This is a genomic window from Mycobacterium europaeum (assembly GCF_002102155.1).
Taxonomy (GTDB): Bacteria; Actinomycetota; Actinomycetes; order Mycobacteriales; family Mycobacteriaceae; genus Mycobacterium; species Mycobacterium europaeum.
On the sequence record NZ_LQOU01000064.1, the window covers coordinates 22,939 to 47,931 of the forward strand.

Below are 24,993 nucleotides of genomic sequence, written 5' to 3' on the forward strand. Positions count from 1 at the left end.
GTGTAGCGACGCTAGGGCGATGCGGACGGACAGGCGAGATCGGCGCGAATAATTCGGACAGAATGCTCCACTGCGGCGAAATAGACGGAGGATTTGTTGCTTTGGTGGGTTGGCAGCAGCCCCCGGTGAACGGTCTGCTGAGCCGCCTACCCGACCACTTTGCCGCGATGAATGACCAGACGTACGCGTTCGCGAAGCCCCTGCACCGAGATCTCCGGGCCCTCCAGCAGCACCATGTCGGCCCGCTTGCCCGGGGACAGCTCACCGATGTACGCGCCCGCGTCGAGCAGTTCGGCCGCCGACGTCGATGCGGCACGCAGCGCGTCGATGGCCGAGATCCCCAGCCGATTCATGAGTTCCAACTCGCGGAGGTTCTCGCCGTGGCGGCAGATGCCGGCGTCGGTACCCATTGCAATGCGGACACCCGCGGAGTGGGCGAGCCGCACGGACGCTTCGTGCGCTTCAAGGGCCGCGACGGCCTTCTCGCGCGTCGACTCGGCGATGCCGCCCGAGGTGTCGGCCTGTCGCAGGATCGCGTACGGGGCGGATAGTGTTGGAACCAGCCATGTTCCGCTCTTGACCATCATGTCGACGGCCTCTTCGTCGAGGTAGACACCGTGTTCGATGGAGCGCACCCCGGCCCGGACCGCGTTTTTGACGCCCTGCGCGCCCTGTGCGTGCGCCATCACCGGCAAGTGTGCGGCGCGTGCTTCGGTCATCATGACCGCGAGTTCGTCCTCGGCGAGCTGTGCGCGCCGCGGATCGCTTCGTGGACTGATCACCCCGCCGGTGGTCGCGACCTTGATGACGTCGGCTCCCGCGCGCACGAGTTCGCGGACCGCGCGGCGCATTTCGTCAACGCCGTCGACGACGGTCGACGGCCGGCCGGGATAGGTGGGCCACAACGCGTGCACACACTCGCCGGTTGGCAGCCATTCGTCACCGTGGCCGCCGGTTTGGCTGAGCATTCCGATGGCGATCTGCATGTCGGGACCCTCGACGAGCCCGGCGGCGAGTGCCTGCTTGACACCCAGGTCGGCGCCGGCGGCGTCCCGGATTGTCGTCACGCCGGCGCGCAACGTCAGCCGCAGGTTGCGCGCGGCCTGAAAGAACCGCAGCGACAATGGCGTTTGGAGCAGCCGCAACGTGTCGACGTCGTCGAGCATGACGTGCACGTGGCAGTCGATGAAGCCGGGAACGACCAGTTGGCCGGTGGCGTCGATCGCGGTGTCGCCGTCCAGCCCCACGCCGACGTCGACAATCCGGGTGCCCTCGACGGCGACGTCCGCGGGCCCCGCCGTCCCGCCGATCGGATCGAAGACGTGGCCGCCCCGGACCACGAGTCGCGCCGTCACGTGTGATCCGTCGGGCACGGCCCGTACAACGTGTTGATCCAGACGGTTGTGAGTGCCGCCGCGGCGGTGGCCGGGTCGGTGATCGGCCTCCGACCGAACGCCGCGATCAGATAACGTTCGTTCATCCACGTCAGCGCCCGCGCCACTTCCGCCGGCTCGGTGATGTGGGTGCGTTTCGCGCACAGATCCGACGCAATGCGGCGCGCGGTCTGCTCGGCGAGGCGATCGGCGAGCTCCCGATAGAGCGCGCCGATCTCGGGATCGTGCCGGGCGCTGTCGGAGATCGCCTCGATCAGCCGTCCGTGCTCGACCCATAGCGCGGTGAGCGTCTGCAGGCTGCGGCGCAGCTCGGCGACCGGATCGTCCGACTCCGCCAACCAGTTGTCGGCCACGTGGTCCAATTCGAGGCCGACGTCGCTGAGCATTGCCATCAGCAGGCTCTGCCGATCGTCGAAATGGCGGTAGAAGGCCGTGCGCGCAACGTCCGCGGCAGACGTGATGTCGTCGAGCGAGATCTCCGCCCACGCCTTTTGTTCGAGCAGGGCGTGCGCGGCGTCGAGGATGCGGCGACGGGCGTTGCGGCGGTGCTCGCGGCGACGCGCTTGCAGGTCCGTCTGGCGGGTGGTCATGAGGTCGAGTCTCGCACACGTGGCACATCAAGTGAAACATCGTTCTTGACACAGTGTCACACTTGTAGTTACGTGATGGGCACCCACGCGGAACCACGCGTCCGCGCAACCGCGTCCCGCACCATAGATTGGGGTTTGAGCCTCGTGCGATTGAGTCTGTCGTTCACCGGATTCGGCTCGATCTTCGCCGACCTGCCGGCGGTCCACGCCGCAGAGGAGTGCGGACTGGACGGCATCTGGTACGCCGAACACATCTGCGCTCACGACGCGGTTGTGCCCGCGACGGTCTATCTGCGGGAAACCGAGCGGCTGGAGCTGGCGCTGATGGGCATCAATCCCGCGGGCCGCCACCCCGGGGTCACGGCAATGGAACTTGCGTCGCTGGCCGAGATCGCCCCCGGCCGGATTCGTGCCGCGATCGGCACTGGCGTGCCGGACATGATCGCCAGGCTGGGACGCTCGATCGACAGACCGATCGCCTCGACCATCGCGCTGCACCAGGCGCTCAGATCCGCACTCGGCGGCGTCGAACTGACAGGCGATTACCCAGGATTCGCCTTCGCGCGGTACCAGCTGAACCCGCACGCGGCGCCACCGCCACTGGACATCATGGCGGTGCGCCCGAAAATGGTGGAGACCGCGGCGCGATACGCCGATGGTGTGTGCCTCAGCGCCGGTTCGTCGCGGGCCTACCTGACCGAGACCGTCCGGCGGGTCGAGGAGACGCTGGCCGCGGCCGGCCGGCCGCGGGGAAGCTTCCGGATCTCTGTCGTGGTTCCCGCCTTCATCACCGAGGACATCGACGGTGCGCGGCTGCAGGTGGCCTCGTTGCTGTCGACATTCGACGCGGGTACCACGGAATACCTTGCGGCCGGCGCGATCCCGCCGGGGGCCCTGGTTGCGGCGGTGGCCTCCGGCGACCCGGCCGCGGCGATCAAGGTGTTCACCCCGGAAGTCATCGATGCCGTGGCAATGGTCTGCCCTCCCGATGGCGTCGGCGAATCGTTGGCGGCCTACGCCCAAACCGGCGTCGACGAGGTCGCCATAGCCCCGTTCATGCCGCCCGCCGAGGTCCCCGATCTGGTCCGGTTGCTGGCCGAGAACCGGCCCGCGATGGCCACCAAACCCTGAATACCGACCCTGAAGGACGGAACGTAGATGACACAGGGCGCCACTGTGCGCGAGGGCGATGCCGCCGAAATCATGCGGCTGCACCGCGAATTCGTCGACGCCAACAGCCCGCTGGACTCGCGCTATCTGAGACGGCGCGTGAGCGCCAACCCCGGCGAGCTCGTTTGGTACAACCTCAACGGCTCCGCCTACGTCGGACAGGACCACATCGCCGCGTTGTGGGACACCCTGTCGGCCAACATGAACGAGCAGGCGGTGAGCGCCGAACTGCGCGATGAACGCGTCGAGGTCGAGGGCGACGTCGCGTGGGTCACCTACCTGAGCCACTATCAAGCGGATTTCGGTGAACTGGGCACCTATGACGGCGGCATGCGCAGCACCGAGATCTGGCGGCGACGCGGCGGCGAATGGCGGCTGGTCCACACCCACTTCTCGGCACACGTGCCCGACCAGATGGGCGGACGATGACCCTGCCGCCCCCGCGCGAGGGGGATTAGGCGGTGCGGCGACGCTTCGTGGCGGGTCCGGCCGGGCGCCTCAGCTGTCTGTGGGCCGAATCCGACTCGCCCAGAACGCCTCTGGTGTTCGTGCACGGCATCAACGGAGTCGCCGAGCAATGGTCGCCGGTCGCCGGCCTGGTGGCCGGTCGCGGGCTGCTTGCCGTCGACCTTCGCGGCCACGGCGATTCGGAGCCGGGAGGTTCGTACGAAGCCGCCGACTACGCCGCCGATGTCAGCACGGCGATGTCCGCACTGGGCATCACGCGCGCTCACCTGGTCGGCGCCTCGTTCGGAGCGGGCGTCTGCGTCACGCTGGCCGCGACCGAGCCCGATCGTGCCGCGTCGCTGACGCTCGTCGGTGGGGCACTCAGCGTCGCCGGCACCGCCGATGCCGAAGCCGCCGTCGCCGAGTTGCGCCGGCTGGGCGCGGAGTCGTTTTTCGAGCAGGCCGCCGCGGTGAGCTTCGGGCCGGATGCCGACGAGGAGATGCTGCGGCAATCGGTGCGGTTGGCCGCGTTTCGCGACGAGGCGGTGATCGAGCGGATCCTGCGCGCGGCGTTGGCCGCCGACGTCTCGGCCGCCGCCGCCCGGGCCGCGGCGCCGGCCCGGGTGCTGACCGGCGAGCACGACCGGACCTGTCCTCCCGCACTGGGGGCGGCACTGGCCACCGCCCTGCGCACCGACTGCATGGTGCTGGCGGGGCTGGGGCACATGGCACACATCGAGGACCCCCAACGAATTGCGGCGCTGCTCGAAGAGCACATTTGTCGGGCCGACGCGTCGCACGAATCCCCGGCTGCGCGAGGTTCGTGATGCGCCCGGCAGTGTTCGACTATGTGGCGGCGTCCACCGTGACCGAAGCGTGTGCCGAGCTCGGTCGCGACCCCGAGGGGACGCGGGTGTTGGCCGGTGGACAGAGCCTGATGCCGCGGCTGGTGCGCCGGCTGGATCGCCCGCGCCGCCTCGTCGACATCTGCAGAATTGCCGAACTTCACGAATTGTCCGCCACGCCAGACGGTGTGCGGATGGGCGCCGCGGTCACGCAGCGAACGGCAGAGCTGTATCCCGCGCTGCAGGGCTTCGGTGTGCTCGCGCAAGCCTTGCCCGGGGTCGGCAAGGTCACCACCCGCAATCGCGGAACGGTCTGCGGCAGCCTCGCCAACGCCAACCCCGCCGCGGAGCTCGGTGTGTGTCTGGTGCTCCTCGGCGGCGAGGTGACCGCGATCTCGACGCGCGGCCTGCGTCGCATCGCCGCGGAGGACTTCTTCCTGGCTCCGCGTCGCACCGCGCTCGAGGACGACGAGTTGCTGCACACGGTGCGGTACGACCGCCCGCAGGCGGGCACCGTGGGGCATTTCGAAAAGGTGACGATTCGCGGTGCGGGTGACACCCCGTTGTTGAGCGCCGCGGTCAGCGCCCGCCTCGGCGCCGACGGGGCAACCGATGTGCGCATCGGGGTGGGCGGCGAGGGGCAGAAACCGACGCGCGCCCCGTCGCGTATCACCGCGCCGCTGACGGGAGCGCTCGATGACCCCGCGATCGAGCACGCGAGCCGCTCGCTTGCCGCAGAACTCGAATTCCGCGGCGACACAAGGGCGTGCGCCGATCATCGTCGACGGCTGGCGATCCGGATCGTCGCTCGCCTGCTGCGTCGGCTGCGGGAGGACCTGCTATGACCGACGGTGTGGCCATCGAAGTTCGGGTGAATGGCCGGTCGGTGCGCGCCTACGTGCCCGCGCGAATGACGCTCGTCGACTTCCTGCGGGAGCGGCTCGGCCTCACCGGTACGCACATCGGCTGCGGCGAGGGGTTGTGCGGCGCGTGCAACGTGCTCCTCGACTCGTGTTCCGCGCGTGCGTGCCTGATGCTGGCCGTCCAGGCCGACGACACCGACGTCGTCACGATCGAAGGGCTCAGCCCGCCCGGGTATGCCTCGAACGTGCAGGACTGCCTCGTGCGGCATCACGCATTGCAGTGCGGCTTCTGCACACCCGGCTTCGTGGTCCTGATCGAGGAACTGCTTGCCGAGGTCGACGCCGGCAGGCGCCCGACGGCCATCCAGATACGCAAACACCTGAGCTCATCGCTGTGCCGCTGCACCGGGTACGCGCCGATCATCGCCGCGGCCGAGGAACTGGTGGCCGACAGGATCGCGGTAATCAACAGCAGCAACCCACAACCCCCGACGGAGGCCGCACGATGAAGTACGCATCTCAGGAATGGCTGACCCGGCAGACCGCGCTCCAGCAGTCGTTCGCGGTACGCCCCGGCGCTACGGCCCGGGTGCAATACCGTCTCACCAACGCCCCGGGCGGAGGCGAAATCCGTTACTACGCCGACGTCCGCGACGGCCGCGCCGTGGAACAGCAGCTGGGTGACGACCCCGCCGCCGATGGCACCATGACGGCGTCGTTCGGCGACTCCGTCGCAATCCTGCGTGGCGAACTGCCCCCGACGACGGCGTTCATGGACGGGCGCATCAAGCTGGCCGGTGACGTGGCCAAGCTCGGCAAGCTGATGCCGCTCACCCAAACAGCCGAATACAAGCGGCATCTCACACAGCTCTGCGAGGAAACCGACTTCTCTTGACCTTCTCGCTGCTTGCCCGCGATCCGGTCACGGGCCATCTCGGCGTCGCATCGCAGTCGCACTACATGGGCGTCGGCTCCGTAGTGACCTGGGCCGAAGCCGGTACCGGCGCGGTGGCGACACAGGCGTTCGCGCTCCGCGGCTACGGGCCGCGCGGCCTGGCCCTGATGCGGGCCGGCAGCCGCGCGCCCGATGCACTGCGGCAACTGCTGCGGTCGGATGCCGACCGCGAGATCAGACAAGTCGCGTTCCTGGATGCGGCGGGGGAATTCGGAATACACAGCGGCACTCGATGTGTCGGCGCCGCGGGCGTGGCCCGAGGCGAGCACGTCGTGGGGCTGGGCAACATGCTCGACAACGACGGCGTGCCGCAGGCGATGGTGCATGGCTTCGAAAGCGCACGCGGTGACCTGGCCCACCGCCTCGCGGCCGGCCTGCAGGCCGCCGATGAGGCAGGCGGTGACATTCGCGGGCGGCAATCGGCCGCAATTCTGGTCGTCGACGGCGCACCCACCGATGCGCCATGGGATGGCATCGTGCGAGATCTGCGCGTCGAGGACGATCGGGACCCCATCGGGGAACTGAGCCGGCTGCTGGACATCAACGACGCGGTCGACGACATGTCGCGGGTGGTGTTCGATCCGCAAGGCCCGATCCTCGGCCCGCCGCAGCCCGATTGCGTCTACAATTCCGCCGCCGCAACGCTGGCCACGGTGGCGAGGGTGCTGGGCGACAACCCCGAGGCGACGTTCTGGCAAGCGGTGCTGCAGGCGCGCTGGGGACGAACGGACGATGCCAGACAACTTCTGGAAACCGCTACCCGGCACAATCCCCGGCTGGTGACATTCTTCTCGCGGTTGGCCGACGCCGGAATCCTCACACCGAGAGCGTTTCCGCCCTGACTTAGTTTCTCAGAAACCGCTACCGCCACCTGTCGCCCATACCCGCTGGGGCGCAGATGGTTGTGGCTCTGGTGCGGGGCGGGAGGTCATCGAATCTATCGCGACGAGTAGCCGATCGGCGGTGATCGGGATGGTGTCGACGATGTGGGCGTGTTCGTCCCCGATGGCATCGCGGATCGCGTTGGCCAGCGCCGCGGGCAGCGGGATGGCGCCGCTTTCACCGGCTCCTTTGGCGCCGTTGAGTGAGAAGGGTGAGGGTGTTTCGAGGTGGACGAGTTCGACCTGGGGCACGTTGGCCGGCAACGGGGGGAAGTAGTCCCACATCGACTGGACCACCGGTTGGCCATCGTCGGTGTAGGGCAGCTGCTCATACAGCGCCGCGCCGATGCCCTGTGCGGTGCTGCCCTGGATCTGTCCCGCGACGAGCGCGGGATTGAGCTGGCGGCCGCAGTCGTGCCCGAATACCACCCTGGGTAAGGACACCGCGCCGGTGTCGCGATCGATTTCGACCACGACCGCGACGGCACCGAAAGTGAAAGCGAAGTTGCGCGGATCGTAGGTATAGGCCGACTCGAGCCCGGGTTCGGTATCGGGCGGAAGATCTATTGCACGCCAAGCCGCTTCGGCGACCTGACCGATGCTGACCTGGGCGCCGGACTCATCGGCGAAGCCGGAATCGCTGTCGAGGACACCCGCCTGATCGCTCGCATCGAGCAGGTGCGCGGCGATTTCTCGCATCCGTTCCCGAAGCCCGCGCGCGGCCATCATGACTGCGGAGCCGGCGACCCCGGCGCCGCGGCTGCCGCCGCTGGCATAGCCGGTGTACGGGCAGGCCTGCGTATCGCCGCAGATGACCGAAACCGATTCCAGCGCAACGCCGATCTCGTCGGCGGCCACTTGCGCAAGGACGGTCTCGAGTCCCTGGCCCATCGGGATCTGCCCGGTCAGCACCGTGACCAGGCCCGACGCGTCCATGCGGACCACCGCGCGGTCATGGCCGGGGTTGTTGATGCCCATCATCGCCGCGGCCGCCGATGGGCCGAAATTGGAAGCCTCGACGTAGCAGGCGATGCCGACGCCAACCAGCCGCCCCATGGCGCGGGCTTCGGCGGCCTCGCGGCGTGCCCGCGGCCAGTCGACGCGGTCGGCGACGAGGTCGAGCAGTTCGCCGTAGCGCCCGCTGTCCAGGCACATCATCGCGGGGGTCCAATACGGCAACTCGTCGGGACGCAAGAGGTTGCGGCGGCGGATCTCGATCGGATCGATGCCGAGGCGTCGCGCCCCCTCGTCCAGCGCTCGCTCGATCGCGAGGGTGGCTTCTGGCATGCCGAAGCCGCGGTACGCCCCGATCGGCGTTTTGTTGGTCACCACCGCGACCAGCTCGCTGAGCGCGTCGGTGACCCGGTACGGGCCGGTCAGCATGGCCGCGGTGACCACCCCGGACCCGGCGCCGGCCATATATGGCGTTGCCCCGCAATCGAGTACGACCGTGGCCCGCAGTCCGGTGATGGTGCCGTCCGCATTGAGCCCCAACTCGAGGTCGACCGCCGTTCCGCGCCCGTGAACGGTGGCGGTGAACGCCTCGGATCTGCTTTCGATCCAACGGACGGGACGGCCGACGACGCGTGCGGCGAAGGCCACCAGGGTCTCCTCGATGTAGGCGCACGTCTTGTTACCGAATGCACCGCCGACATCGGGGCAGATCACGCGGACGCGGCTCTCGGGCACTCGCAGTGTGGCGCTCAAAGAGGCGCGCACTTGATGCAGCGCCTGCGTCGAGGTCCACAATGTGACGGACTCGCCGGTGATATCCCATATGGCGCGCACCCCGCGTGTCTCCAGTGAGAGCCCGGCGACTCGATTGCTGGTGTACCGGCCGGCGACGATCAGCGCCGCACCCGCGAGAGCAGCGCCGGGATCGCCGGCCTCGAAACGTGTTCGGCCGAAGACGTTGTCGGGCCAGTCGTCATAAAGAAGCGGTTCGCTGTCGGCGCTCGCCTCGACCACCGCGGGCAGCCGCTCATAGGTGACGTCCACGAGCTCGGCGGCGTCCTCGGCGAGGTAGGCGTCGTCGGCGACGACGGCCGCGATCGGTTCACCCACATAGCGAACCCGGTCGCCAGCCAGACACCACGTGGGTGCGTCGGCCTGGATCTGTGTCGTCCACATCATCGCCATCGGTTCGGTAGCGGAACGGACGTCTGAGCCGACCAGAACTGCGCGCACGCCGGGAGCGGTGCAGGCTTTGCGCGTGTCGACCGAGACGCGGGCGTGCGGTTCGCGGGAGCGGACCACCACCAGGTGCAGTTCGCCGGCGGCCTGCTCATCGGCGAGATAGCGGCCGCCTCCGGCGGCCAGTCGCCGCAGGTTGAGCCCCGGCGGGCTCTGGCCGACCTGGCGCGCAGTGGTCATGGCGAGGTGCACACGCCCCTTCTCTGGGTCTTGACCGATACGTCCGGACCGGCTCGCAAGCAAACGTAACGACGCGTGTGACAGCATGTCAATAACGACGTTCAATTTGGCGTCCGATATGCTGGCGGGGTAGACACGTCATGCCCATCGGGTGTCTGCGACGACGGTCGGTCGCGCGGACCCGCCCATTACCGCAAGTAGGTTGCGCTCCTGACTACTCGACAAAGCGATTTGCAGGCGCGCCGGCGCGAGCGCAGACGCAATGCCCGCCGTCGGCTGCTGGACGCCGCGCACGGTCTGCTCGAAGAGCAACGCTGGGCGGAGATTTCGCTCGATGACATCACCTCGGCCGCCGATGTTGCGCGCACCGCCTTTTACCGCCATTTCGAGGACCGTCAGCACCTGTTGATGGCGATGCTCGACGACGTCGGACTCGAGTTGGATCACGTCGCCGACAACTGGATGGCACCAGCCGATGACCCCGTGGCCGAGCTGCGCGCGAGCCTCGGCGGCCTGACAACGGTTTTCGTCGAGCACGGTCGCCTCATCCAGGCCATCTCCGATACCGCCCGGCACGACCCAGAGATCGGCGCGCTCTACGACCGCCTGGCCGACCGCCTTCTCAGCGCAACCGCGCGCCGAATCGAAGCGGACGTCGCGGCCGGACGGAGCGACATCACCGAGCCGCACGAGGTGGCCCGTGCGCTCACGTGGATGAACGAGCGGTACTTGCTCGTATCGTTCGGGCACCCTCCGTTCAGCGACCCGGCGGCGGTCACCGAAGCGCTGGCGACCATCTGGATCCGCACGCTGTACGGGTCGGCCGCGGCGACGTAACCCCGGTTCAGGTCTTCTTGGTTTCGGCGCGGCTGGCGGCGACGCGACGGAACAGCTCGGTCATGCCGGCACGGGCCGTGATCATTTCGGTCAATCGCGGGTTGAGTTGGATGGCTGCGGCAATGGGGCGGACCGGCGCGCCGGTGACGTGCACTTCGGGGCGGTCGTGGCGGATGGCCGCGACGACCTTGCGGGCCACTCGAGTGGTTGTGGTCGTGCCGAGCAAGGGGCTGGCGGAGAATCCGTTGTCGAGCATCCGTTGGTACATCCCGGCACCGGTTACCAACCCGGGGCACACGACGGAGAAACCGACGGGGGTGTGACGGTATTCGGCGCGTAGCGCCTGTGTCAGCGCGAGCAGGGCGGCCTTCGTCGCAGAGTAGGGCACTTGGTAGGCGCTGCCCATCTTCGCCAGTCCCGAGGAGACGAACACGATATGGCCACGCCCACGGTCGAGCATGCCGGGCAGGGCCCGATGGGTGAGGAGCATCGTGGCGGTCAAGTTGACCTCGACCATGGTGCGGATGTCGTCGGGCGTCATGTCCGTGAACGCGGCGGGCTGTTCGACGCCGGCGTTGTTGACCAGAACGTCGACGGGGCCGAAGTCTCGCTCGGCGCGGCCGAGCAGGTCGTCTGCTGCCGCGGGGTCCGTCAGGTCGGTCGGAATAGCTTGTGCGCGTGCATGGTTCGCGCCCAGCTCGGCAACGAGCTCGTCGAGAGCACCGCTTTGTCGACCAGAAACCAGCACGGCGGCGCCGGCATCGGCGAGCGCCTGGCAGATGGCGCGGCCGATGCCGCCGGACGCTCCGGTGACCAGGGCGGTCTTGCCGGTCAGTTCTTTCACGTGGGCTCCTCACAATATGTTGCCGCGTTCTTCAGGGGGATCGTCCGCGCCGGCTAGAGCACGTCGAGCAGCCGATCGAGGTCGTCATCGGTGTTGTACAGATGAAAGCCGACGCGGGCGGAGCCGGCGCGCACCGATGCCCGGATCCCGGCCCGCCGCAGGGAATCGGCGTCGTGGGAGCCCGGGACGGAGACGATCGGCGAGTCGACGGCGGGCATGTCGAGTTCGGCTCGCAGCCGATTCGCCAAACCCACCCCGTGGGCTTCCACCGCGCCCCGGTCCAGCGACGCCACCCAGGGCAGCGCGAGCCCCGCTCCCAAGACGCTGAACCACACCGGCGCCGCATCGAACCGCCGTGCACCGCCGGCCAGCCGCATCGGTAGGCCGTACACCGAGGACCATAGATCTTCCCCCGCATAGGGATTGGCCAGGTGCGGTATCAGCGCATCCAGCAGGCGTTGGCTCAACGACATCCACGCCACACCGCGCGGCCCGAGCAGCCACTTGTAGCTGACCGACACCACCGCGTCGGCCCACGGCATCTCGATGTTCTTCCAGCCCAGCGCGTGTGTCGCATCGATCACGGTGATCGTCCCGGATTCGGCGGCGTTGCGACGCAACCTTTCGACGTCCAGCACGGCTCCGTCGGCGGATTGCACGAGACTGGCTGCCACCACGTCGAAGTCACCCGCCGCATCCTCGAGCCGGCCCCCGGGCAACTCCGTGACCGTGACTCCCCGCGCAGCTTGGGCGGCGAAGGGGAAGATGACACTGGTGAATTCGCCGCGCAAGGTCGCCACCCGGCTGCCGTCGGGTATCGACGCGGCCAGCAGGCCAATGGCCGACGAGACGCTGGTGCCCATCGTCACCCGGTGTTCATCTACGCCGATCAGGGCGGCGTACGCGGCGCGGCTGGCGCTCATGGGGGCGTCGAATGCGCTCATCTGCAGGCGTCCTTGCGCCCACGACCGCACGCATTCGTGCATTCCATCGGCGACAAAGCAAGGCGGCAGCCCAGATGTGGCCGTGTCCAGGAAACCCTCAGCACCAAAGAATGTCGTACCGAATGCTGCACGCTTCACCGTGCCGCCCTCCTTAACCGCTCATCGTTGCCGCCGGAGCCGACACGCCGGGTCAGCCGCACTCGGGAATGAAGACGTCCCGGTTGTCCCGGAACCACGACTTCAACGAAAGCGGCTCGAAACCAAGCATTTCCGGTGTGAGGTGACGTTCACCGCCGCGCAGGTCGTTGCCGCGCTTGAGGAGCTCGTTGATGAAGGGCACCTCATGATGGCATTCGGCCAGGATGTGCTCGGCGGCGTCGTCCTGCTTGTAGTACTTACGCAGGGCGGGCCCGAGTTCCCGCAGAAAGGCTTCATCGGAGCCTTCGTAGCCGATCGGCACGCCCCACGCGTCGCTCATGATGTCCGCGATCCTGCTGAACCTGATCATCGTGTCGATGCCGTTCTCCAGGTGCAGGGTTTCACCGGCTTCGGTCAGCGAGGGGTCCAGCAGCAGTTCGGCCGCGCAGCGGCCGATGTCGCGGGTCGCGATGAAGTTCATCGGCCGGTCCGCCGCCATGACGAACGTGCGCCTGTCGCGGATCGGGTCGACCAGAAACTCGGAGAAATCCTCGAAGAACCAGCCCGGGATGTTCATGTATACGACCGGAACGCCCGCTTCCGTCAACACTTTACGGGCTCGCAGATGATGCAGCGCCGTTTCGTTCTTGTAGTCAGGGCCCCACAATGCCAGCACCTCCGCTTCATCACGGATTCCCGGCGGGTCGCCGATCAGCCGGACCAGCCGCACGAGCGTTCCGGTTGCCTTGACCGCGCTGGCCACGTTGGCCATGGCGACCTTCTCGTCGATGAAATCCGGGGTGAGCACGAACGCCGCATGGATCCCGTCGAAGGCCGCGATCATGTCATCGGCGCTCAGGTAGTCGGCGATCATCACCTCGGCGCCCGGGTGCGCTTCGGCCAGGGCTGCGGCCATGTCGGGCCTGCTGGAAACGACCCGGATGTGCGCGCTGGGGTGCCTTTCGGTGAGCCATTGTGCGCAGGGGCGTCCGATGTGTCCGGCGGCGCCGAAAACGAGAAAGGACGGTTCGGGAGGCAATGTCTGGATCGTCACGATTCAATTCCTAACGCGCCGTGTGGATCTGGTTAGTGCACCGGCCATGGTGGTGGGTATGTCGTGCGCGGAGTTCCGAAGCTTTCCGCCCCTCGAATCCGTCCCGCGCTGCCGCGGGGCCATAGTAGGCGTGCAAGATAAGGACAGTATGTAATATGCCATGCGTGACATGTTGTCACAAGTGTGGTCACAGTGCGGTCGGGGTGCCGCCGGTTCGCATTCGCCACGGCCATGAGGAGGTGAGCACCGATGGACGACGGGTTCCGCGGATGGCGTGCCCGCTGCGTAGACCGGCCGTCTGGTCGTTGCGCAGGGCGGCGGAGGTGAAGCCCGCGTCGACGCCGGAGAAGCGTCTCGCGCGGCTCGGCATCGAGCTGCCGGCCCCGGCACCGGTCGCCGGCAGATACCTTGCGGCCAAACGCGATCGCGACCTGGTTTTCGTATCCGGCCACGGGCCTATTCGGAGCAGGCATGGCGGCTCCTTACCCGGCGTCCAGGGCAAAGTGGGAATCGACCTCACGCCGGAGGCCGCCCGATCGGCAGCCCGCCTCACAGGGCTGTTCCTGCTGTCCGCGCTCCGCGCGGAAATCGAATCCCTTGACCGCGTGCGATCGGTGCTCAAGGTGTTCGGCATGGTGAACTGCGCTCCCGGGTTCACCGATACGCCCGCCGTCATCGACGGCTGCTCGGAACTGATCGTGCAGGTGTTCGGCGACAAGGTCGGCCGCCACGCCCGTTCCGCGGTCGGCATGGCCGAGTTGCCGTTCGACATCTGCGTGGAGATCGAGATGGTGGTCGCGGTCAAACGCAGGTACCGCCTGCGCGGGAAACGGCATTGACGTGTCCACCGGCAATCACGGCCGCCGCCGCTGCCCGGCTACCGCTGCGTACGGTTGTCGATCAACCGCCTCGCCTTTCCCTCGGAGCGCTTCATGCTGTTCGGCTCGACAACGTTGACCGTGACGCTGACGCCGATGCGACTCTTGATCTGCTTGGTGAGCGTGTCGGCGGCATCCACACGCATCTCGGGCGTCGCCCCCGACCGGCTTTCCACGTGCACGGTCAGGGTGTCGAGTCGGCCGGCGCGACTCAGAACGCAGTGGAATTCCGGTGTCAGCGCCTCGACCCCGAAGATCAGCTCCTCGATCTGAGTCGGGAAAAGGTTGACGCCACGCAGGATGATCATGTCGTCGGTGCGCCCGGCGATCCTGCGCATCCGCCGCATGCTCCGCGCGGTACCGGGCAGTAGTGCCGTGAGGTCGCGGGTGCGGTACCGAATGATCGGGAACGCCTGTTTGGTCAGTGAGGTGAAGACCAGCTCGCCTTCGGCTCCATCGGGGAGCACTCGGCCGCTTGCCGGTTCGATGATCTCGGGATAGAAATGGTCTTCCCAAATGTGCAGCCCGTCTTTGGTGTCGACGCACTCCTGGGCTACTCCGGGGCCGATCACCTCGGATAAGCCATAAATGTCGACTGCGTCGATGCCGAGCTTGCGTTCGAGTTCGGTGCGCATCTGTTCGGTCCAGGGTTCGGCGCCGAAGACGCCGGTACGCAAGGACGTTTTGCGTGGATCGATGCCTGCGCGTTCCATCGCGTCGATCAGTGTGAGCATGTACGACGGGGTGACCATGATGGCGTCTGGCTCAAAGTCGGTGATGAGTTGGATCTGACGTTCGGTCATGCCGCCCGATATGGGGATGACCGTGCAGCCGAGGCGCTCTGCCCCGTAATGTGCCCCTATTCCGCCGGTGAAAAGACCGTAGCCGTAGGCGATGTGGACTTTGTCGGTGGAGCGGACCCCTGCCGCGCGCAGGCTGCGTGCGACCAGGTCGGCCCAGGTGTCGATGTCGGCCGCGGTGTAGCCGACCACGGTCGGGCGCCCGGTGGTGCCCGATGAGGCGTGGACGCGTCGGATCTCCGCCTGCGGCACGGCGAACATGCCGAACGGATAGTTCTGCCGCAGGTCGGCTTTGGTGGTGAACGGGAACAGGGCCAGATCCGCCAGGTCTTTGAGGTCACTTGGGTGGACCCCGGCCTGATCGAAGGCGGTTCGGTAATGCGCGACATTGTCATAGGCATGCCGAAGCGACCACTTCAGCCGGGACAGCTGCAGCGCCGCGATCTCATCGCGCGAGGCAACTTCGATCGGTTCGAGCGCATCGGGTGAGCGGCGCGCGGCGTCATCGGCGGGACGGTCGACGAGATCGGCCATGGCAAGTTCCCAGGGCAACATCGTCATGCGTCGAAATCGACGGTCAAGGCATCGGTGCTGGGATAGGACTGGCACGTCAGCACAAAGCCGGCTTCGACTTCGGCGGGGTCGAGTGCGTAGTTGCGGCGCATGTCCACGGCGCCGCCGGTGACCTGGGCGCGGCAGGTCCCGCACACCCCACCCTTGCACGCGAAGGGCAGGTCGCTGCGGGACCGCTGCGCCGCGTCGAGGATCGAAGAATCACGCGGCAGCGCGAGTGTGGTGGTGGCACCGTCTAGAACGAGGGTGACCTGGCTGACCGGGCCGGACATCGCTGCATCGACATGTTCGACCGGTACGGGAGCGGTGTCTTCGACGAAGAACAGCTCCTGATGGATTCGGTCGCCGCGCACCCCGAGCGTGTGCAGCGCCGCCTTGGCGTCGGTGACCATCCCGAGCGGTCCGCACAGCCAGAAGTGGTCGACGCTGTGCACCGGCACGAGGCGTTGCAACAGTGCGTGGATGCGGGCACGGTCGAGCCGGCCGCTGAGCAGGTCGGAAGTTCGCGGCTCACGCGAAAGCACGTGCACCAGCTGCAGCCGTGCGCCGTAGGAGTCCTTGAGGTCGGCCAGCTCATCGGCAAACATGACCGTGCCGGCGCGGCGGTTGCCGTAAAGCAGCGTGACCCGTGATTCGGGATGGGTCAGGACCGAAGCGGCGATCGAAAGGACCGGGGTGATACCGGAACCGGCGGCAATCACCACGTGGTGTCCCCCTCGGGCGGGGTCCGCGGTGAAATTGCCCGAGGGCGGCTGCACTTCGACCTCATCGCCCGGGCAGAGCTGGTGGACCAGCCAGCCCGAGAGCGCTCCTCCGGGTACTTCGCGGACTCCGACCCGGGGCCGGTCACCGGCGGGCGAGCAGATCGAGTAGGTCCGGCGCTGCTCGGTGCCGTCGATGATGCGCCGAATGACGACGGATTGGCCGGGCGCGAAGGCAAATTCGGCGGCGTACTCGTCGGGCACGGTGAAGGTGATGGCGGCGGCGTCAGCACAGAGCTGCTGCACGTCGGCGACCCGCACCGTGCGGAATCGCCGACGACGCGGGCCCGTACCCGTCGCGGCGACCAGTTCAGCGGTGGACATATCAAATCTCCTTGATGCGCTCGAATGGTTCACCGCAGCGCCGGCAGCGGTGCAGGGATTTGCAGGCGGTCGACCCGAAGGCCGACAGTTCTTCGGTATCCAGGCAGTCGCACTGCGGGCACTGCACCACGGGGCGGTGCGCAACGAGGGCGAGGGGGACGGGGCCGGTGGTCGGCCGCGGGGCGGCGTGCGGGGGAGCGATCCCATGTGCTTCGAGCTTGCGGCGGCCGTCGACGGTGATCCAGTCCGAACTCCAGGGCGGCGCCAGCGAGATCCGGACCTCAACCCGCTCTAAACCCGTTGAGGCGAGCGCATTTGCGAGGTCCTCGCGGATGGTGGCCATCGCGGGGCATCCGGAGTAGGTCGGGGTGATGGTGACGACGATCGTGCCGTCTTCTTCTTGGTGGACGTCACGCAACACTCCGAGGTCCACCAGCGTCAGCATCGGCATCTCGGGGTCGGTCACCGTGGCGGCGACTGCACGCGCCCGGGCCACCGCCCCCATCATCGCGGCGGTCATCGACCTCACCATGCCCCAGTGGGATGCGCCCGGGCCACGGACTGCATTTCGGCCAGTAGATAGCTCAGCGCTTCGGTGTGGGTACCGTCTCGGCCGGATCTGCCGGCCACTCGCGCCGCGGCCCGCACCACCGGGACGGGCAACAGCGCGGCCCGGAAGATCTGTTCGACGACGTCGTCGAACTCACCGCGAAGCATCGCCGAGTCGGCCGCCGCGCCCGTCGCCGCAAGTCGCTGCTCCACCGGGTTGGGAATGAAAAGTTCGTCCACGTAGGGCCATACAGCCGTGACCGCCCGCTCCAGCCGGAACCGCGACTCGGCGGTCCCCCCTGCGAGCGTGCGGAACCACCGGGCGGCGTAGTCGCGGTGATAGGTCACTTCTTTGACGCCCTTGGTGGCCACGGCCGCGAGCACCGGGTCGCGCGAGTCCCGCAACCGTTGCAGTGTCGCCAGCCGAAAAGTGGCGAACACCAGAAGGCGCGCGATGCTGTGGGCGAAGTCGCCGTTGGGCAGTTCCACCAGGCGAAGGCACCGAAACGACGGCTCGTCGCGAAAGAAGGCCAACGCGTCGTCGGCGGGCACGGGGGAGTCGTCGGGCAGCGCCGGGACAATTGCCGGGTGGGCGGCCGCGGCCCGGGCCAGCAACAGGCGGGCCTGGCCGAGCAGGTCCAGCCCGATGTTGGCCAGTGCCATCTCCTCTTCGAGTTCGGGCGCGTTAGCGCACCATTGGGTCAGCCGCTGCGCGGAGATCAACGCATCGTCGGCGAGCATCAAGCAGTAGACCGCCAGGTCGGCGGCGTCGATGCCGTCAACCAACGCGGTGTCGACGCCTGCCAGCGGATCGTCGAAGCTGGTTCCGAATGCCCACTGGTCGTGCGTGTCTTCGTCGATGGCGTAGGTGGTGTCGGGGTCGTTCATGCGCGCAGGCCTTCCTCGCCGATCACATGTGGGAGACGTTGTCGGCAATGGTGTAAAAGGTGGGGTGGCGGTACACCTTGTCGCCGCTGGGTGCGAAGAACGGATCCTTCTCGGCGGGGCTGGACGCGAGGATCGCGTCCGAACGCACCACCCAGATGCTGACGCCTTCGTTGCGCCGGGTGTAGAGATCACGCGCGTGGCGCAGGGCCATCTTCTCCTCGGCGGCGTGCAGCGAACCGACATGCACATGGTTGAGACCGCGTCTGCCGCGGACGAATACCTCGTAGAGCGGCCAGTCGGCCGCGACCGCGGCCTCGTCCGGTACCGTGTCCACGCTCGCTATCGGAACCGCGCCGTGACCGCCTTCGGCGGTGAAGTCGTTGTCGCTCATCGTGCTTTCCCCTCCAAGGTTCGGCGTTTCGCCGCGAATGCGGTCGCGGCCTCGCGCACCCATGCACCGTCGTCGTGGGCGCGCGTGCGCCTGGCGATGCGCTCGGCGTTGCACGGCCCATGCCCAGCGATGACGTCGGTGAACTCGTTCCAATCCGGCGTGCCGAAATCGTGTGCGCCACGTTTTTCGTTCCAGCACAGCTGCGGATCGGGCAGGGTGACGCCGAGTGCCTCGGCCTGCGGGACCGTCATGTCCACGAAACGTTGCCTGAGTTCGTCGTTGGTATGGCGCTTGATCCCCCACGCCATTGACGTGGCGCTGTGGGGCGAGTCGGTGTCGGGCGGCCCGAACATCATCAGGGTTGGCCACCACCACCGGTCGACGGCGTCTTGAACCATCGCGCGCTGCGCGGCGGTGCCCGCCATCATCGTGGCCAACAGTTCGTAGCCCTGGCGTTGGTGGAAGGACTCCTCCTTGCAGACCCGGATCATCGCGCGGGCGTAGGGCCCATACGAGCTGCGGCACAACGGAACCTGGTTACAGATCGCCGCGCCGTCGACCAGCCAGCCGATCACGCCCACATCGGCGTAGGTCAACGCGGGGTAGTTGAAGATCGACGAATACTTCTGCGTACCGGCGAGAAGCTTGGCGTTGAGGTCGGCACGGTCGGCACCCAACGTCTCGGCCGCCGAATACAGGTAGAGGCCGTGACCGGCTTCGTCTTGCACCTTCGCCAGAAGGATCGCCTTGCGGCGCAACGACGGCGCCCGGGTCAGCCAGTTGCCTTCGGGCTGCATGCCGATGATTTCGGAGTGGGCATGCTGTGCGATCTGGCGGATCAGCGTCGTGCGGTAGCCGTCGGGCATCCAATCGCGCGGTTCTATCCGCATGCCGCCGGCAATGATCGCTTCGAACTCCCGCGCCAGTGCGGCGGGATCGTGGCCATCCGTCTGCGACGAGACGTCGCCCAGGGTCATCGAGCCTCCCAAATACCGACCGAATGTTCGGTTATATAATTTTGCCGGATCGCGCGCCCGAACACAAGTTGCGCGGGCTCAGTGCCCGACGAAAACCGGCCTGGCCTTGGCGAGGAATGCCTCGACGGCCGCACCGTGATCGGTCGACGCGCCAAGCCGTTGTTGTGCGGCGGCTTCGCGTTCGAGGATGTCTTGCAATGAGCCGGTGGCGTTTTCGGCCAGCAGCGCCTTAACGGCGCTGAACGCGGCGGTGGGGCCGGCGGCCAGGCGCGCCGCAAGGCCGGTCGCCACATCGTCGAGGACGTCGGGGTCGACGACCTGATGCACGAGTCCCCACGCTTGGGCGGTGGCCGCGTCGATGGTGTCTGCGAGCAGGAACATCGCTGTGGCACGGCCTGCTCCGATGAGCCGGGGCAGCGACGCGGACAGCGCCGAGTCGGCCGCCAGACCGATGCCGGTGAAAGCAGTGCCGAACTTGGCATTGGAACCGGCGATGCGGACGTCGCCCGCCAGGGCCAGTCCCAGGCCCGCCCCGACGCAAGCACCGTTGATCCCCGCGATGACGGGCACCTTGATCGCATGTAGTGCCGTCACGATCGGGTTGTAGTGGTCGCGCACCGTGTCCATCGCGTGGCCGGGGTCGGCGTGCAGCGCGTCGACGTGTTCGGCGAGGTCCTGGCCCACGCAGAAGTTCTTTCCGGCAGCGGTGATCATGAGGGCTCGCACGCTGTTGTCTGCCGCGACAGCAGTCAGCGCATTCAGCAGCTGCTGTTTGGTGGCGCGGTCGAGCGCGTTGGAGGCCCCGGGCCGGTCCAGTCGAATCGCGGCGACGCCGTCCTCAACGTGGTAATCGACTGTCGCCGCGGATGTTCCTGTCATCAGATGCTCCTCGATGGTTGTTTACCGCGGCCAGTGGAAGAATCCCTGGCCGGTCTTGCGGCCCAGCTCCCCACGAGCGACTTTGTCGCGCAGGAGCGCCGGTGGCCGGAAGCGATCCCCCAAGGTGGCGTGCAAATGCTCGGCGATCGCAAGCCGGACATCCAGGCCGACGAGGTCCGTGGATCGGAGCGGACCCATGGGATGGCGATAACCCAATTCCATCGCGCGGTCGATCGATGCGGCATCCGCGACGCTTTCCTCGAGCATGCGGATCGCTTCCAGCCCGAGCGCCACGCCGAGGCGGCTGGTGGCGAACCCGGGCGAATCATTGACGACCACATCGGATTTCCCGAGCCGGTGAATCCAGCCAAGCACCTCGTTGACGACGTCGTCAGCGGTGCCGGGTCCGCGCACCACCTCGACCAGGGCAGACGCGGGCACCGGGTTGAAGAAGTGCATACCGACGAAGCGCTCTGGAAAGCGAAGCGCCGCAGCGATTTCACTGATCGACAGCGAGCTGGTGTTCGACGCGAGCACGGCGGTCGGCGCGACGACCTTTTCCGCCCCGGACAAGACATTGATCTTGTCGGCCATCCGTTCGGGCACCGCCTCGATGACCAACCCGGCGGCGGCGGGCAATTCGGTCAGGGCCGGCACGGTATGCACCCGGGCCAAGACCCGCTGCGGATCGTCACGCAGGCTGCCTTTGTCCGCGGCGCGGGCCAGCCCGGCCGCAACCCGTTCGCGGGCGGCCGATGCGGCATCCGGGTTCGCCTCCGCCACGGTGACCGTCGACCCGGCCGCCGCGAAGACCTGGCTGATGCCGGCGCCCATCCGACCTCCGCCGATTACTGCGACCACTTCGGGCACGGTGATCATGAGGTCCTCTTCTGTAGAAACCGGGTCATCCGCTCAGTTTTGTCGGGGCTTTCGAACAGGACCGCCTGAGCGACGTCATCGAGCAGGGGATGCGGCGCGGTGGCATCCACCACCGCCTTGGAGATCCGCACCGCCAGCGGCGAGAGTCGGGCAATCCGATCCGCCAGCGTGCATGCGCGGCTGAGCGCGGTCCCCGTTTCGACCACCTCACCGACCAGGCCGCACTGCAGTGCGGCCTCGGCGTCGAGGATGCGCCCGCCGAGGATGACCTGCTTGGCAATCGATTTGCCCACCAAGTCGGTGAGCCGGTAGCTGGCGCCCGCGGCCGCCAGGATTCCGAGTGCGGGCTCGGGATTGCCGAACCGGGCGCCCATTGCCGCGACGCGCAGGTCGCAGGCATATGCCAGTTCGGCGCCACCGCCCAACGCATTTCCCTCCACGGCGGCGATGGTGGGCATCGGCAGCGCCGCAATCCGGTCGAAGACGCCGCGATTGATTCCGGCCAACGCCTCGTCGCGTCCCCGCGAGCGGAGTTCGCCGATATCCGCGCCGGCGGCAAAGTCGGTGCCGGCGCCGCTGACGACGAGCACGCGGGGCCGGGACTCCAAAAGCGCGCATACCGCGTGGAGTTCGGCGACCATCGCGGCGTTGATGGCATTGCGCTGGGCGGGGCGGTGCAATTCGACCACCACGCGGCCGTCTTCCTGGTGAACGCGCAGAGTTTCGTAGACGATCACAGCGCCTCGATCAGCGCGGCCGCCGAACCGGCGGGCAGTGGTGACGACGATCGCGCGGTCACGACGCCGTCGGCGCGGAAAACGCCGTCGACCAGATGCACTTCTGCGCCCACTGCGGCATCCTTTCGCGATTTCCGTCAATAACCGACCATTCGGTCTATTATTAATAGCAGACAGATGAGCGCGAGGGTTATCAGCATGCGGAGACGCGGAATGCCATGATGATCAACATGGCCGCACCGCGATCGCGTTCCACCGGGCATGTCGGTCGGCCGGGCTACGACTTGGACTCATTGCTGGCCATTGCCGTCGGGGTGTTCAACCAGCGCGGTTACGACGGCACGTCGATGGAACACCTGTCGGCCCGGCTGGGCATCAGCAAGTCGTCGATCTATCACCACGTCAGCGGCAAGGAAGAGCTGCTGCGGCTTGCCGTGGATCGGGCCCTGGACGCGCTCTTCGCCGCCACGCAAGCCCCGGACACCACCACCGGACCGGCCATCGAGCGCCTGGAAAACCTCGTCAAACGCAGTATTCATGTGCTGGTCGAGGAGCTTCCCTACGTGACGCTGCTGCTGCGGATCCGCGGCAACACCACCGTGGAGCGACGCGCTTTGGCGCGGCGCCGAGAGTTCGACCACATCGTCGGAAAGCTCGTCGAGAACGCGTGCGACGAGGGCAGCATTCGTCCCGACGTCGATCCGGCCCTGACGAGCCGGCTCATCTTCGGCACCGTCAACTCCCTCATCGAGTGGTACCGGCCAAGCCGTGCCCTGGGCGCCGACGAGCTCGCCGAGGCGGTGGCGACGATGATCTTCGACGGACTGCGCACCGCTGCCACAGACTGACCGTTCGGCCGGTATTACCCGCCCCATGATGTCCGCTTGACGCGTCGATGGCCACACTGGCATGGTGATAACCGAACGAATGGACGGTTGGTTAAGAGGGAGCCCACTGGATGACCGATGTGCTGAAGAGCTACGTGACGGGAAGCTGGATCGCGCCCGCGGGGGATGACGTCCCGCTGTTCCACGCGGTCACCGGCGAGCAAGTGGCCCGCTTCGCGACGGGATCGCTGGATCTGGCCGCCGTCATCGCCCACGGGCGTGAGGTGGGCGGCCCGGCGTTGCGCGCGTTGACCTTTCATCAGCGTGCCAACGCGTTGAAAGCGCTGGGCAAGCTGCTCATGAGCCGCAAGGAAGAGTTCTATCCGCTGTCGGCGGCCACGGGCGCGACCGTGCGCGACTCGGCGATCGACGTCGACGGGGGAATCGGCACGCTGTTCAGCTACGCGAGCAAGGGCACGCGCGAACTTCCGAACGATACCGTCTACCTCGACGGCCCCGCTGAAAAGCTCGGCCGCACCGGCGCATTCGTCGGACAGCACATCTACACCTCACGCGGCGGCGTCGCTGTCCAGATCAATGCGTTCAACTTCCCGGTATGGGGGATGCTGGAAAAGCTGGCCCCGGCGTTTATCGCCGGCGTGCCCTCGATCGTCAAGCCGGCACATCAAACCGCCTACCTGACCGAGTTGGTGTTCCGCGCCATCATCGACTCCGGGTTACTTCCCGAAGGGTCCGTGCAGCTGCTGTGCGCCAGCCCGCACCAGTTGCTGGACCACCTCGACAGCCAGGACAGTGTGCTGTTCACCGGGTCCGCATCGACCGCCGCCAAGCTCCGCAGCCATCCCGCTGTGGTCGAGGGTGGCGTGCGCTTCAACGGCGAGGCCGATTCCCTGAACTGCTCGATCCTGGGTCACGATGCCACTGCGGACACACCCGAGTTCGACTTGTACGTCAAGCAACTCGTGGCGGAGATGACCACGAAGGCGGGGCAGAAGTGCACGGCCATCCGGCGCGCCCTGGTGCCCAACGAGCTTCTCGACGAGGTGATCGACGCGACGAGTGCGCGACTGGCGCAAATCGTTGTCGGTGACCCGGCGCTCGAGGGCGTGCGGATGGGCCCGTTGGCCAGCATCGATCAGCGCGACGAGGTGCTGCGGTCGCTAAAGAGCCTTCGCGACGCCGCTGCCCTCGTCTTCGGTGACCCGGATTCGTTCACCGTCGAGGGCGCCGACGCCGCCCGTGGCGCCTTCCTGCCGCCATTGCTACTGCGGGCGGCGGATCCCACGGCGGCTGCCGTGCATGAGGTAGAGGCTTTCGGCCCGGTCAGCACTGTCATCGGCTACCGCGACTTGGATGATGCCATTGCGCTCGCAGCGCGCGGAAAGGGAAGTCTCGTAGGGTCATTGGTGACCCACGATGCCGCACTGGCGCGACGGGTGACGATCGGCATCGCCCCATATCACGGCCGCATCCTGGTGTTGGACCGCGACGACGCCAAGGAGTCGACCGGCCACGGATCGCCGCTGCCCACGCTGGTGCACGGTGGGCCCGGCCGTGCCGGTGGCGGGGAGGAATTGGGGGGCATCCGCGGCGTCTTGCACTTCATGCAACGCAGCGCGATCCAGGCCAGTCCCGACATGATGACAGCGATCACCGGTCGTTGGACCGCCGGTTCCGCACGTACCACCACGGATGTGCACCCGTTCCGCAAGCACCTCGAGGAGCTGCACATCGGCGACACGATCGTCGGCGGCCCGCGGGTCGTCAGCCTCGAAGACATCGGCCACTTCGCCGAGTTCACCGGCGATACCTTCTACGCTCACACCGATGCATCGGCAGCAGCAAACAACCCGTTGTTTGGCGGGATCGTGGCGCACGGCTATCTCGTCGTGTCGCTGGCAGCCGGCTTGTTCGTCGAACCCAGCCCAGGGCCGGTCCTGGCCAACTTTGGCGTGGACGGGCTGCGATTCCTCACCCCGGTCAAGGCAGGAGACGCTCTAACCGTCACCCTGACCGCAAAGCAGCTAACACCGCGGCTTTCGGCCGACTACGGCGAAGTCCGCTGGGATGCCGTGGTGACCAATCAGGATGGTGACCAGGTGGCTACTTATGACGTGTTGACGCTGGTTGCAAAACTGAAAGAGCAACGCAACCAACCGGGGCGTCAATGACAC

Annotated in this window: 26 protein-coding genes; 11 read left to right on the forward strand and 15 right to left on the reverse strand. The window is 67.3% G+C overall.

All coding sequences use genetic code 11. The annotated features are described in order from the left end of the window. Window positions 1-146: 146 nt before the first annotated feature. Together AWC03_RS24180 and AWC03_RS27680 are read right to left on the reverse strand one after the other, a co-directional pair. On the reverse strand, window positions 147-1,355 hold the full coding sequence (locus tag AWC03_RS24180; RefSeq protein ID WP_211279282.1) for a metal-dependent hydrolase family protein: 1,209 nt from the start codon (window positions 1,353-1,355) through the stop codon (window positions 147-149). Further along, window positions 1,352-1,984: a TetR/AcrR family transcriptional regulator gene (locus AWC03_RS27680; RefSeq protein ID WP_085243344.1), complete on the reverse strand. Its 633-nt coding sequence runs from the start codon at window positions 1,982-1,984 to the stop codon at window positions 1,352-1,354. The genes AWC03_RS24180 and AWC03_RS27680 overlap by 4 nt, the downstream gene beginning before the upstream one ends. Before the next feature lie 150 nt (window positions 1,985-2,134). Between AWC03_RS27680 and AWC03_RS24190 the strand changes: the two genes are divergently transcribed. From AWC03_RS24190 to AWC03_RS24220, 7 genes are read left to right on the forward strand one after another with little or no spacing between them, the layout of a single operon-like run. Further along, complete coding sequence (locus AWC03_RS24190; RefSeq protein WP_158090000.1) at window positions 2,135-3,115, forward strand: LLM class flavin-dependent oxidoreductase; 981 nt, start codon at window positions 2,135-2,137, stop codon at window positions 3,113-3,115. 27 nt (window positions 3,116-3,142) lie between these two features. Then, entirely contained in the window at window positions 3,143-3,583 is a 441-nt protein-coding gene (locus tag AWC03_RS24195; RefSeq protein WP_085243235.1) for a nuclear transport factor 2 family protein, read from the forward strand. 32 nt (window positions 3,584-3,615) lie between these two features. After that, window positions 3,616-4,428: an alpha/beta fold hydrolase gene (locus AWC03_RS24200; RefSeq protein WP_085243236.1), complete on the forward strand. Its 813-nt coding sequence runs from the start codon at window positions 3,616-3,618 to the stop codon at window positions 4,426-4,428. Further along, window positions 4,428-5,291, forward strand: coding sequence for an FAD binding domain-containing protein (locus tag AWC03_RS24205; protein WP_142278510.1), 864 nt, complete (start codon window positions 4,428-4,430; stop codon window positions 5,289-5,291). The genes AWC03_RS24200 and AWC03_RS24205 overlap by 1 nt, the downstream gene beginning before the upstream one ends. Further along, window positions 5,288-5,818 (forward strand): (2Fe-2S)-binding protein, encoded by a 531-nt coding sequence (locus tag AWC03_RS24210; protein ID WP_085243238.1) that lies wholly within the window; start codon window positions 5,288-5,290, stop codon window positions 5,816-5,818. Before AWC03_RS24205 ends, AWC03_RS24210 begins: the two co-directional genes overlap by 4 nt. Continuing rightward, a complete protein-coding gene (locus tag AWC03_RS24215; protein ID WP_085243239.1) occupies window positions 5,815-6,204 on the forward strand; it encodes an SCP2 sterol-binding domain-containing protein in 390 nt (129 codons plus the stop codon). The genes AWC03_RS24210 and AWC03_RS24215 overlap by 4 nt, the downstream gene beginning before the upstream one ends. Then, window positions 6,201-7,106 carry a DUF1028 domain-containing protein gene (locus tag AWC03_RS24220; protein ID WP_158090001.1) on the forward strand — a complete coding sequence of 302 codons (906 nt, stop codon included), beginning with the start codon at window positions 6,201-6,203 and terminating at the stop codon, window positions 7,104-7,106. The genes AWC03_RS24215 and AWC03_RS24220 overlap by 4 nt, the downstream gene beginning before the upstream one ends. Window positions 7,107-7,115: 9 nt before the next feature. Here the strand turns inward: AWC03_RS24220 and AWC03_RS24225 are convergent, their stop codons facing one another. Beyond that, complete coding sequence (locus tag AWC03_RS24225; RefSeq protein WP_085243241.1) at window positions 7,116-9,518, reverse strand: xanthine dehydrogenase family protein molybdopterin-binding subunit; 2,403 nt, start codon at window positions 9,516-9,518, stop codon at window positions 7,116-7,118. Between the two features lie 231 nt (window positions 9,519-9,749). On the opposite strand from AWC03_RS24225, the gene AWC03_RS24230 reads away from it, so the two are divergent. Continuing rightward, window positions 9,750-10,355 (forward strand): TetR/AcrR family transcriptional regulator, encoded by a 606-nt coding sequence (locus AWC03_RS24230; RefSeq protein WP_158090002.1) that lies wholly within the window; start codon window positions 9,750-9,752, stop codon window positions 10,353-10,355. A gap of 7 nt (window positions 10,356-10,362) precedes the next feature. On the opposite strand, the gene AWC03_RS24235 is transcribed toward AWC03_RS24230, so the two are convergent. From AWC03_RS24235 to AWC03_RS24245, 3 genes are read right to left on the reverse strand one after another with little or no spacing between them, the layout of a single operon-like run. Continuing rightward, window positions 10,363-11,199 (reverse strand): SDR family NAD(P)-dependent oxidoreductase, encoded by an 837-nt coding sequence (locus AWC03_RS24235; protein ID WP_085243243.1) that lies wholly within the window; start codon window positions 11,197-11,199, stop codon window positions 10,363-10,365. A 53-nt stretch (window positions 11,200-11,252) separates the two neighbouring features. Further along, complete coding sequence (locus AWC03_RS24240) at window positions 11,253-12,281, reverse strand: aminotransferase class V-fold PLP-dependent enzyme (protein ID WP_085243244.1); 1,029 nt, start codon at window positions 12,279-12,281, stop codon at window positions 11,253-11,255. Window positions 12,282-12,333: 52 nt separating this feature from the next. After that, on the reverse strand, window positions 12,334-13,335 hold the full coding sequence (locus AWC03_RS24245) for an SDR family oxidoreductase (protein ID WP_158090003.1): 1,002 nt from the start codon (window positions 13,333-13,335) through the stop codon (window positions 12,334-12,336). 239 nt (window positions 13,336-13,574) lie between these two features. On the opposite strand from AWC03_RS24245, the gene AWC03_RS24250 reads away from it, so the two are divergent. Further along, entirely contained in the window at window positions 13,575-14,174 is a 600-nt protein-coding gene (locus AWC03_RS24250; protein ID WP_249025963.1) for a RidA family protein, read from the forward strand. Window positions 14,175-14,212: 38 nt separating this feature from the next. Here AWC03_RS24250 and paaK read toward each other — a convergent pair whose 3' ends face one another. The 9 genes from paaK to AWC03_RS24295 form a co-directional block, all read right to left on the reverse strand. Then, a complete protein-coding gene (paaK, locus tag AWC03_RS24255; protein WP_085243345.1) occupies window positions 14,213-15,547 on the reverse strand; it encodes a phenylacetate--CoA ligase PaaK in 1,335 nt (444 codons plus the stop codon). Between the two features lie 23 nt (window positions 15,548-15,570). Further along, window positions 15,571-16,671 carry a 1,2-phenylacetyl-CoA epoxidase subunit PaaE gene (paaE, locus tag AWC03_RS24260; RefSeq protein WP_085243247.1) on the reverse strand — a complete coding sequence of 367 codons (1,101 nt, stop codon included), beginning with the start codon at window positions 16,669-16,671 and terminating at the stop codon, window positions 15,571-15,573. Between the two features lies 1 nt (window position 16,672). Beyond that, window positions 16,673-17,191, reverse strand: coding sequence for a 1,2-phenylacetyl-CoA epoxidase subunit PaaD (gene paaD / locus AWC03_RS24265; RefSeq protein WP_208859291.1), 519 nt, complete (start codon window positions 17,189-17,191; stop codon window positions 16,673-16,675). A 5-nt stretch (window positions 17,192-17,196) separates the two neighbouring features. Next, on the reverse strand, window positions 17,197-18,108 hold the full coding sequence (paaC, locus tag AWC03_RS24270) for a 1,2-phenylacetyl-CoA epoxidase subunit PaaC (protein ID WP_085243249.1): 912 nt from the start codon (window positions 18,106-18,108) through the stop codon (window positions 17,197-17,199). Window positions 18,109-18,130: 22 nt separating this feature from the next. After that, window positions 18,131-18,442, reverse strand: coding sequence for a 1,2-phenylacetyl-CoA epoxidase subunit PaaB (gene paaB, locus AWC03_RS24275; protein WP_322861015.1), 312 nt, complete (start codon window positions 18,440-18,442; stop codon window positions 18,131-18,133). A gap of 53 nt (window positions 18,443-18,495) precedes the next feature. Then, complete coding sequence (gene paaA, locus AWC03_RS24280) at window positions 18,496-19,476, reverse strand: 1,2-phenylacetyl-CoA epoxidase subunit PaaA (RefSeq protein WP_085243251.1); 981 nt, start codon at window positions 19,474-19,476, stop codon at window positions 18,496-18,498. A 78-nt stretch (window positions 19,477-19,554) separates the two neighbouring features. Further along, the gene (locus tag AWC03_RS24285) at window positions 19,555-20,355 is read right to left on the reverse strand and encodes an enoyl-CoA hydratase/isomerase family protein (RefSeq protein ID WP_085243252.1); all 801 of its coding nucleotides are present in this window, start codon (window positions 20,353-20,355) and stop codon (window positions 19,555-19,557) included. A gap of 21 nt (window positions 20,356-20,376) precedes the next feature. Continuing rightward, window positions 20,377-21,234 carry a 3-hydroxyacyl-CoA dehydrogenase family protein gene (locus AWC03_RS24290; RefSeq protein ID WP_085243253.1) on the reverse strand — a complete coding sequence of 286 codons (858 nt, stop codon included), beginning with the start codon at window positions 21,232-21,234 and terminating at the stop codon, window positions 20,377-20,379. After that, window positions 21,231-21,971, reverse strand: coding sequence for an enoyl-CoA hydratase/isomerase family protein (locus tag AWC03_RS24295; RefSeq protein ID WP_142278511.1), 741 nt, complete (start codon window positions 21,969-21,971; stop codon window positions 21,231-21,233). Before AWC03_RS24295 ends, AWC03_RS24290 begins: the two co-directional genes overlap by 4 nt. 230 nt (window positions 21,972-22,201) lie before the next feature. On the opposite strand from AWC03_RS24295, the gene AWC03_RS24300 reads away from it, so the two are divergent. Together AWC03_RS24300 and paaZ are read left to right on the forward strand one after the other, a co-directional pair. After that, window positions 22,202-22,819, forward strand: a complete 618-nt coding sequence (locus AWC03_RS24300; protein WP_085243347.1) for a TetR/AcrR family transcriptional regulator — start codon at window positions 22,202-22,204, stop codon at window positions 22,817-22,819. Window positions 22,820-22,929: 110 nt separating this feature from the next. After that, entirely contained in the window at window positions 22,930-24,990 is a 2,061-nt protein-coding gene (gene paaZ, locus AWC03_RS24305; protein ID WP_085243254.1) for a phenylacetic acid degradation bifunctional protein PaaZ, read from the forward strand. Window positions 24,991-24,993: the final 3 nt, after the last annotated feature.

Bases quoted from the DNA above. Each gene is read 5' to 3' on its own strand.
- AWC03_RS27680 (WP_085243344.1), bottom strand. From the start codon at position 1,984: ATGACCACCCGCCAGACGGACCTGCAAGCGCGTCGCCGCGAGCACCGC.
- AWC03_RS24195 (WP_085243235.1), top strand. From the start codon at position 3,143: ATGACACAGGGCGCCACTGTGCGCGAGGGCGATGCCGCCGAAATCATG.
- AWC03_RS24205 (WP_142278510.1), top strand. From the start codon at position 4,428: ATGCGCCCGGCAGTGTTCGACTATGTGGCGGCGTCCACCGTGACCGAA.
- AWC03_RS24210 (WP_085243238.1), top strand. From the start codon at position 5,288: ATGACCGACGGTGTGGCCATCGAAGTTCGGGTGAATGGCCGGTCGGTG.
- AWC03_RS24215 (WP_085243239.1), top strand. From the start codon at position 5,815: ATGAAGTACGCATCTCAGGAATGGCTGACCCGGCAGACCGCGCTCCAG.
- AWC03_RS24225 (WP_085243241.1), bottom strand. From the start codon at position 9,518: ATGACCACTGCGCGCCAGGTCGGCCAGAGCCCGCCGGGGCTCAACCTG.
- paaK (WP_085243345.1), bottom strand. From the start codon at position 15,547: ATGGCCGATCTCGTCGACCGTCCCGCCGATGACGCCGCGCGCCGCTCA.
- paaE (WP_085243247.1), bottom strand. From the start codon at position 16,671: ATGTCCACCGCTGAACTGGTCGCCGCGACGGGTACGGGCCCGCGTCGT.
- paaD (WP_208859291.1), bottom strand. From the start codon at position 17,191: ATGACCGCCGCGATGATGGGGGCGGTGGCCCGGGCGCGTGCAGTCGCC.
- paaC (WP_085243249.1), bottom strand. From the start codon at position 18,108: ATGAACGACCCCGACACCACCTACGCCATCGACGAAGACACGCACGAC.
- paaA (WP_085243251.1), bottom strand. From the start codon at position 19,476: ATGACCCTGGGCGACGTCTCGTCGCAGACGGATGGCCACGATCCCGCC.
- AWC03_RS24285 (WP_085243252.1), bottom strand. From the start codon at position 20,355: ATGACAGGAACATCCGCGGCGACAGTCGATTACCACGTTGAGGACGGC.
- AWC03_RS24290 (WP_085243253.1), bottom strand. From the start codon at position 21,234: ATGATCACCGTGCCCGAAGTGGTCGCAGTAATCGGCGGAGGTCGGATG.
- AWC03_RS24300 (WP_085243347.1), top strand. From the start codon at position 22,202: ATGGCCGCACCGCGATCGCGTTCCACCGGGCATGTCGGTCGGCCGGGC.
- paaZ (WP_085243254.1), top strand. From the start codon at position 22,930: ATGACCGATGTGCTGAAGAGCTACGTGACGGGAAGCTGGATCGCGCCC.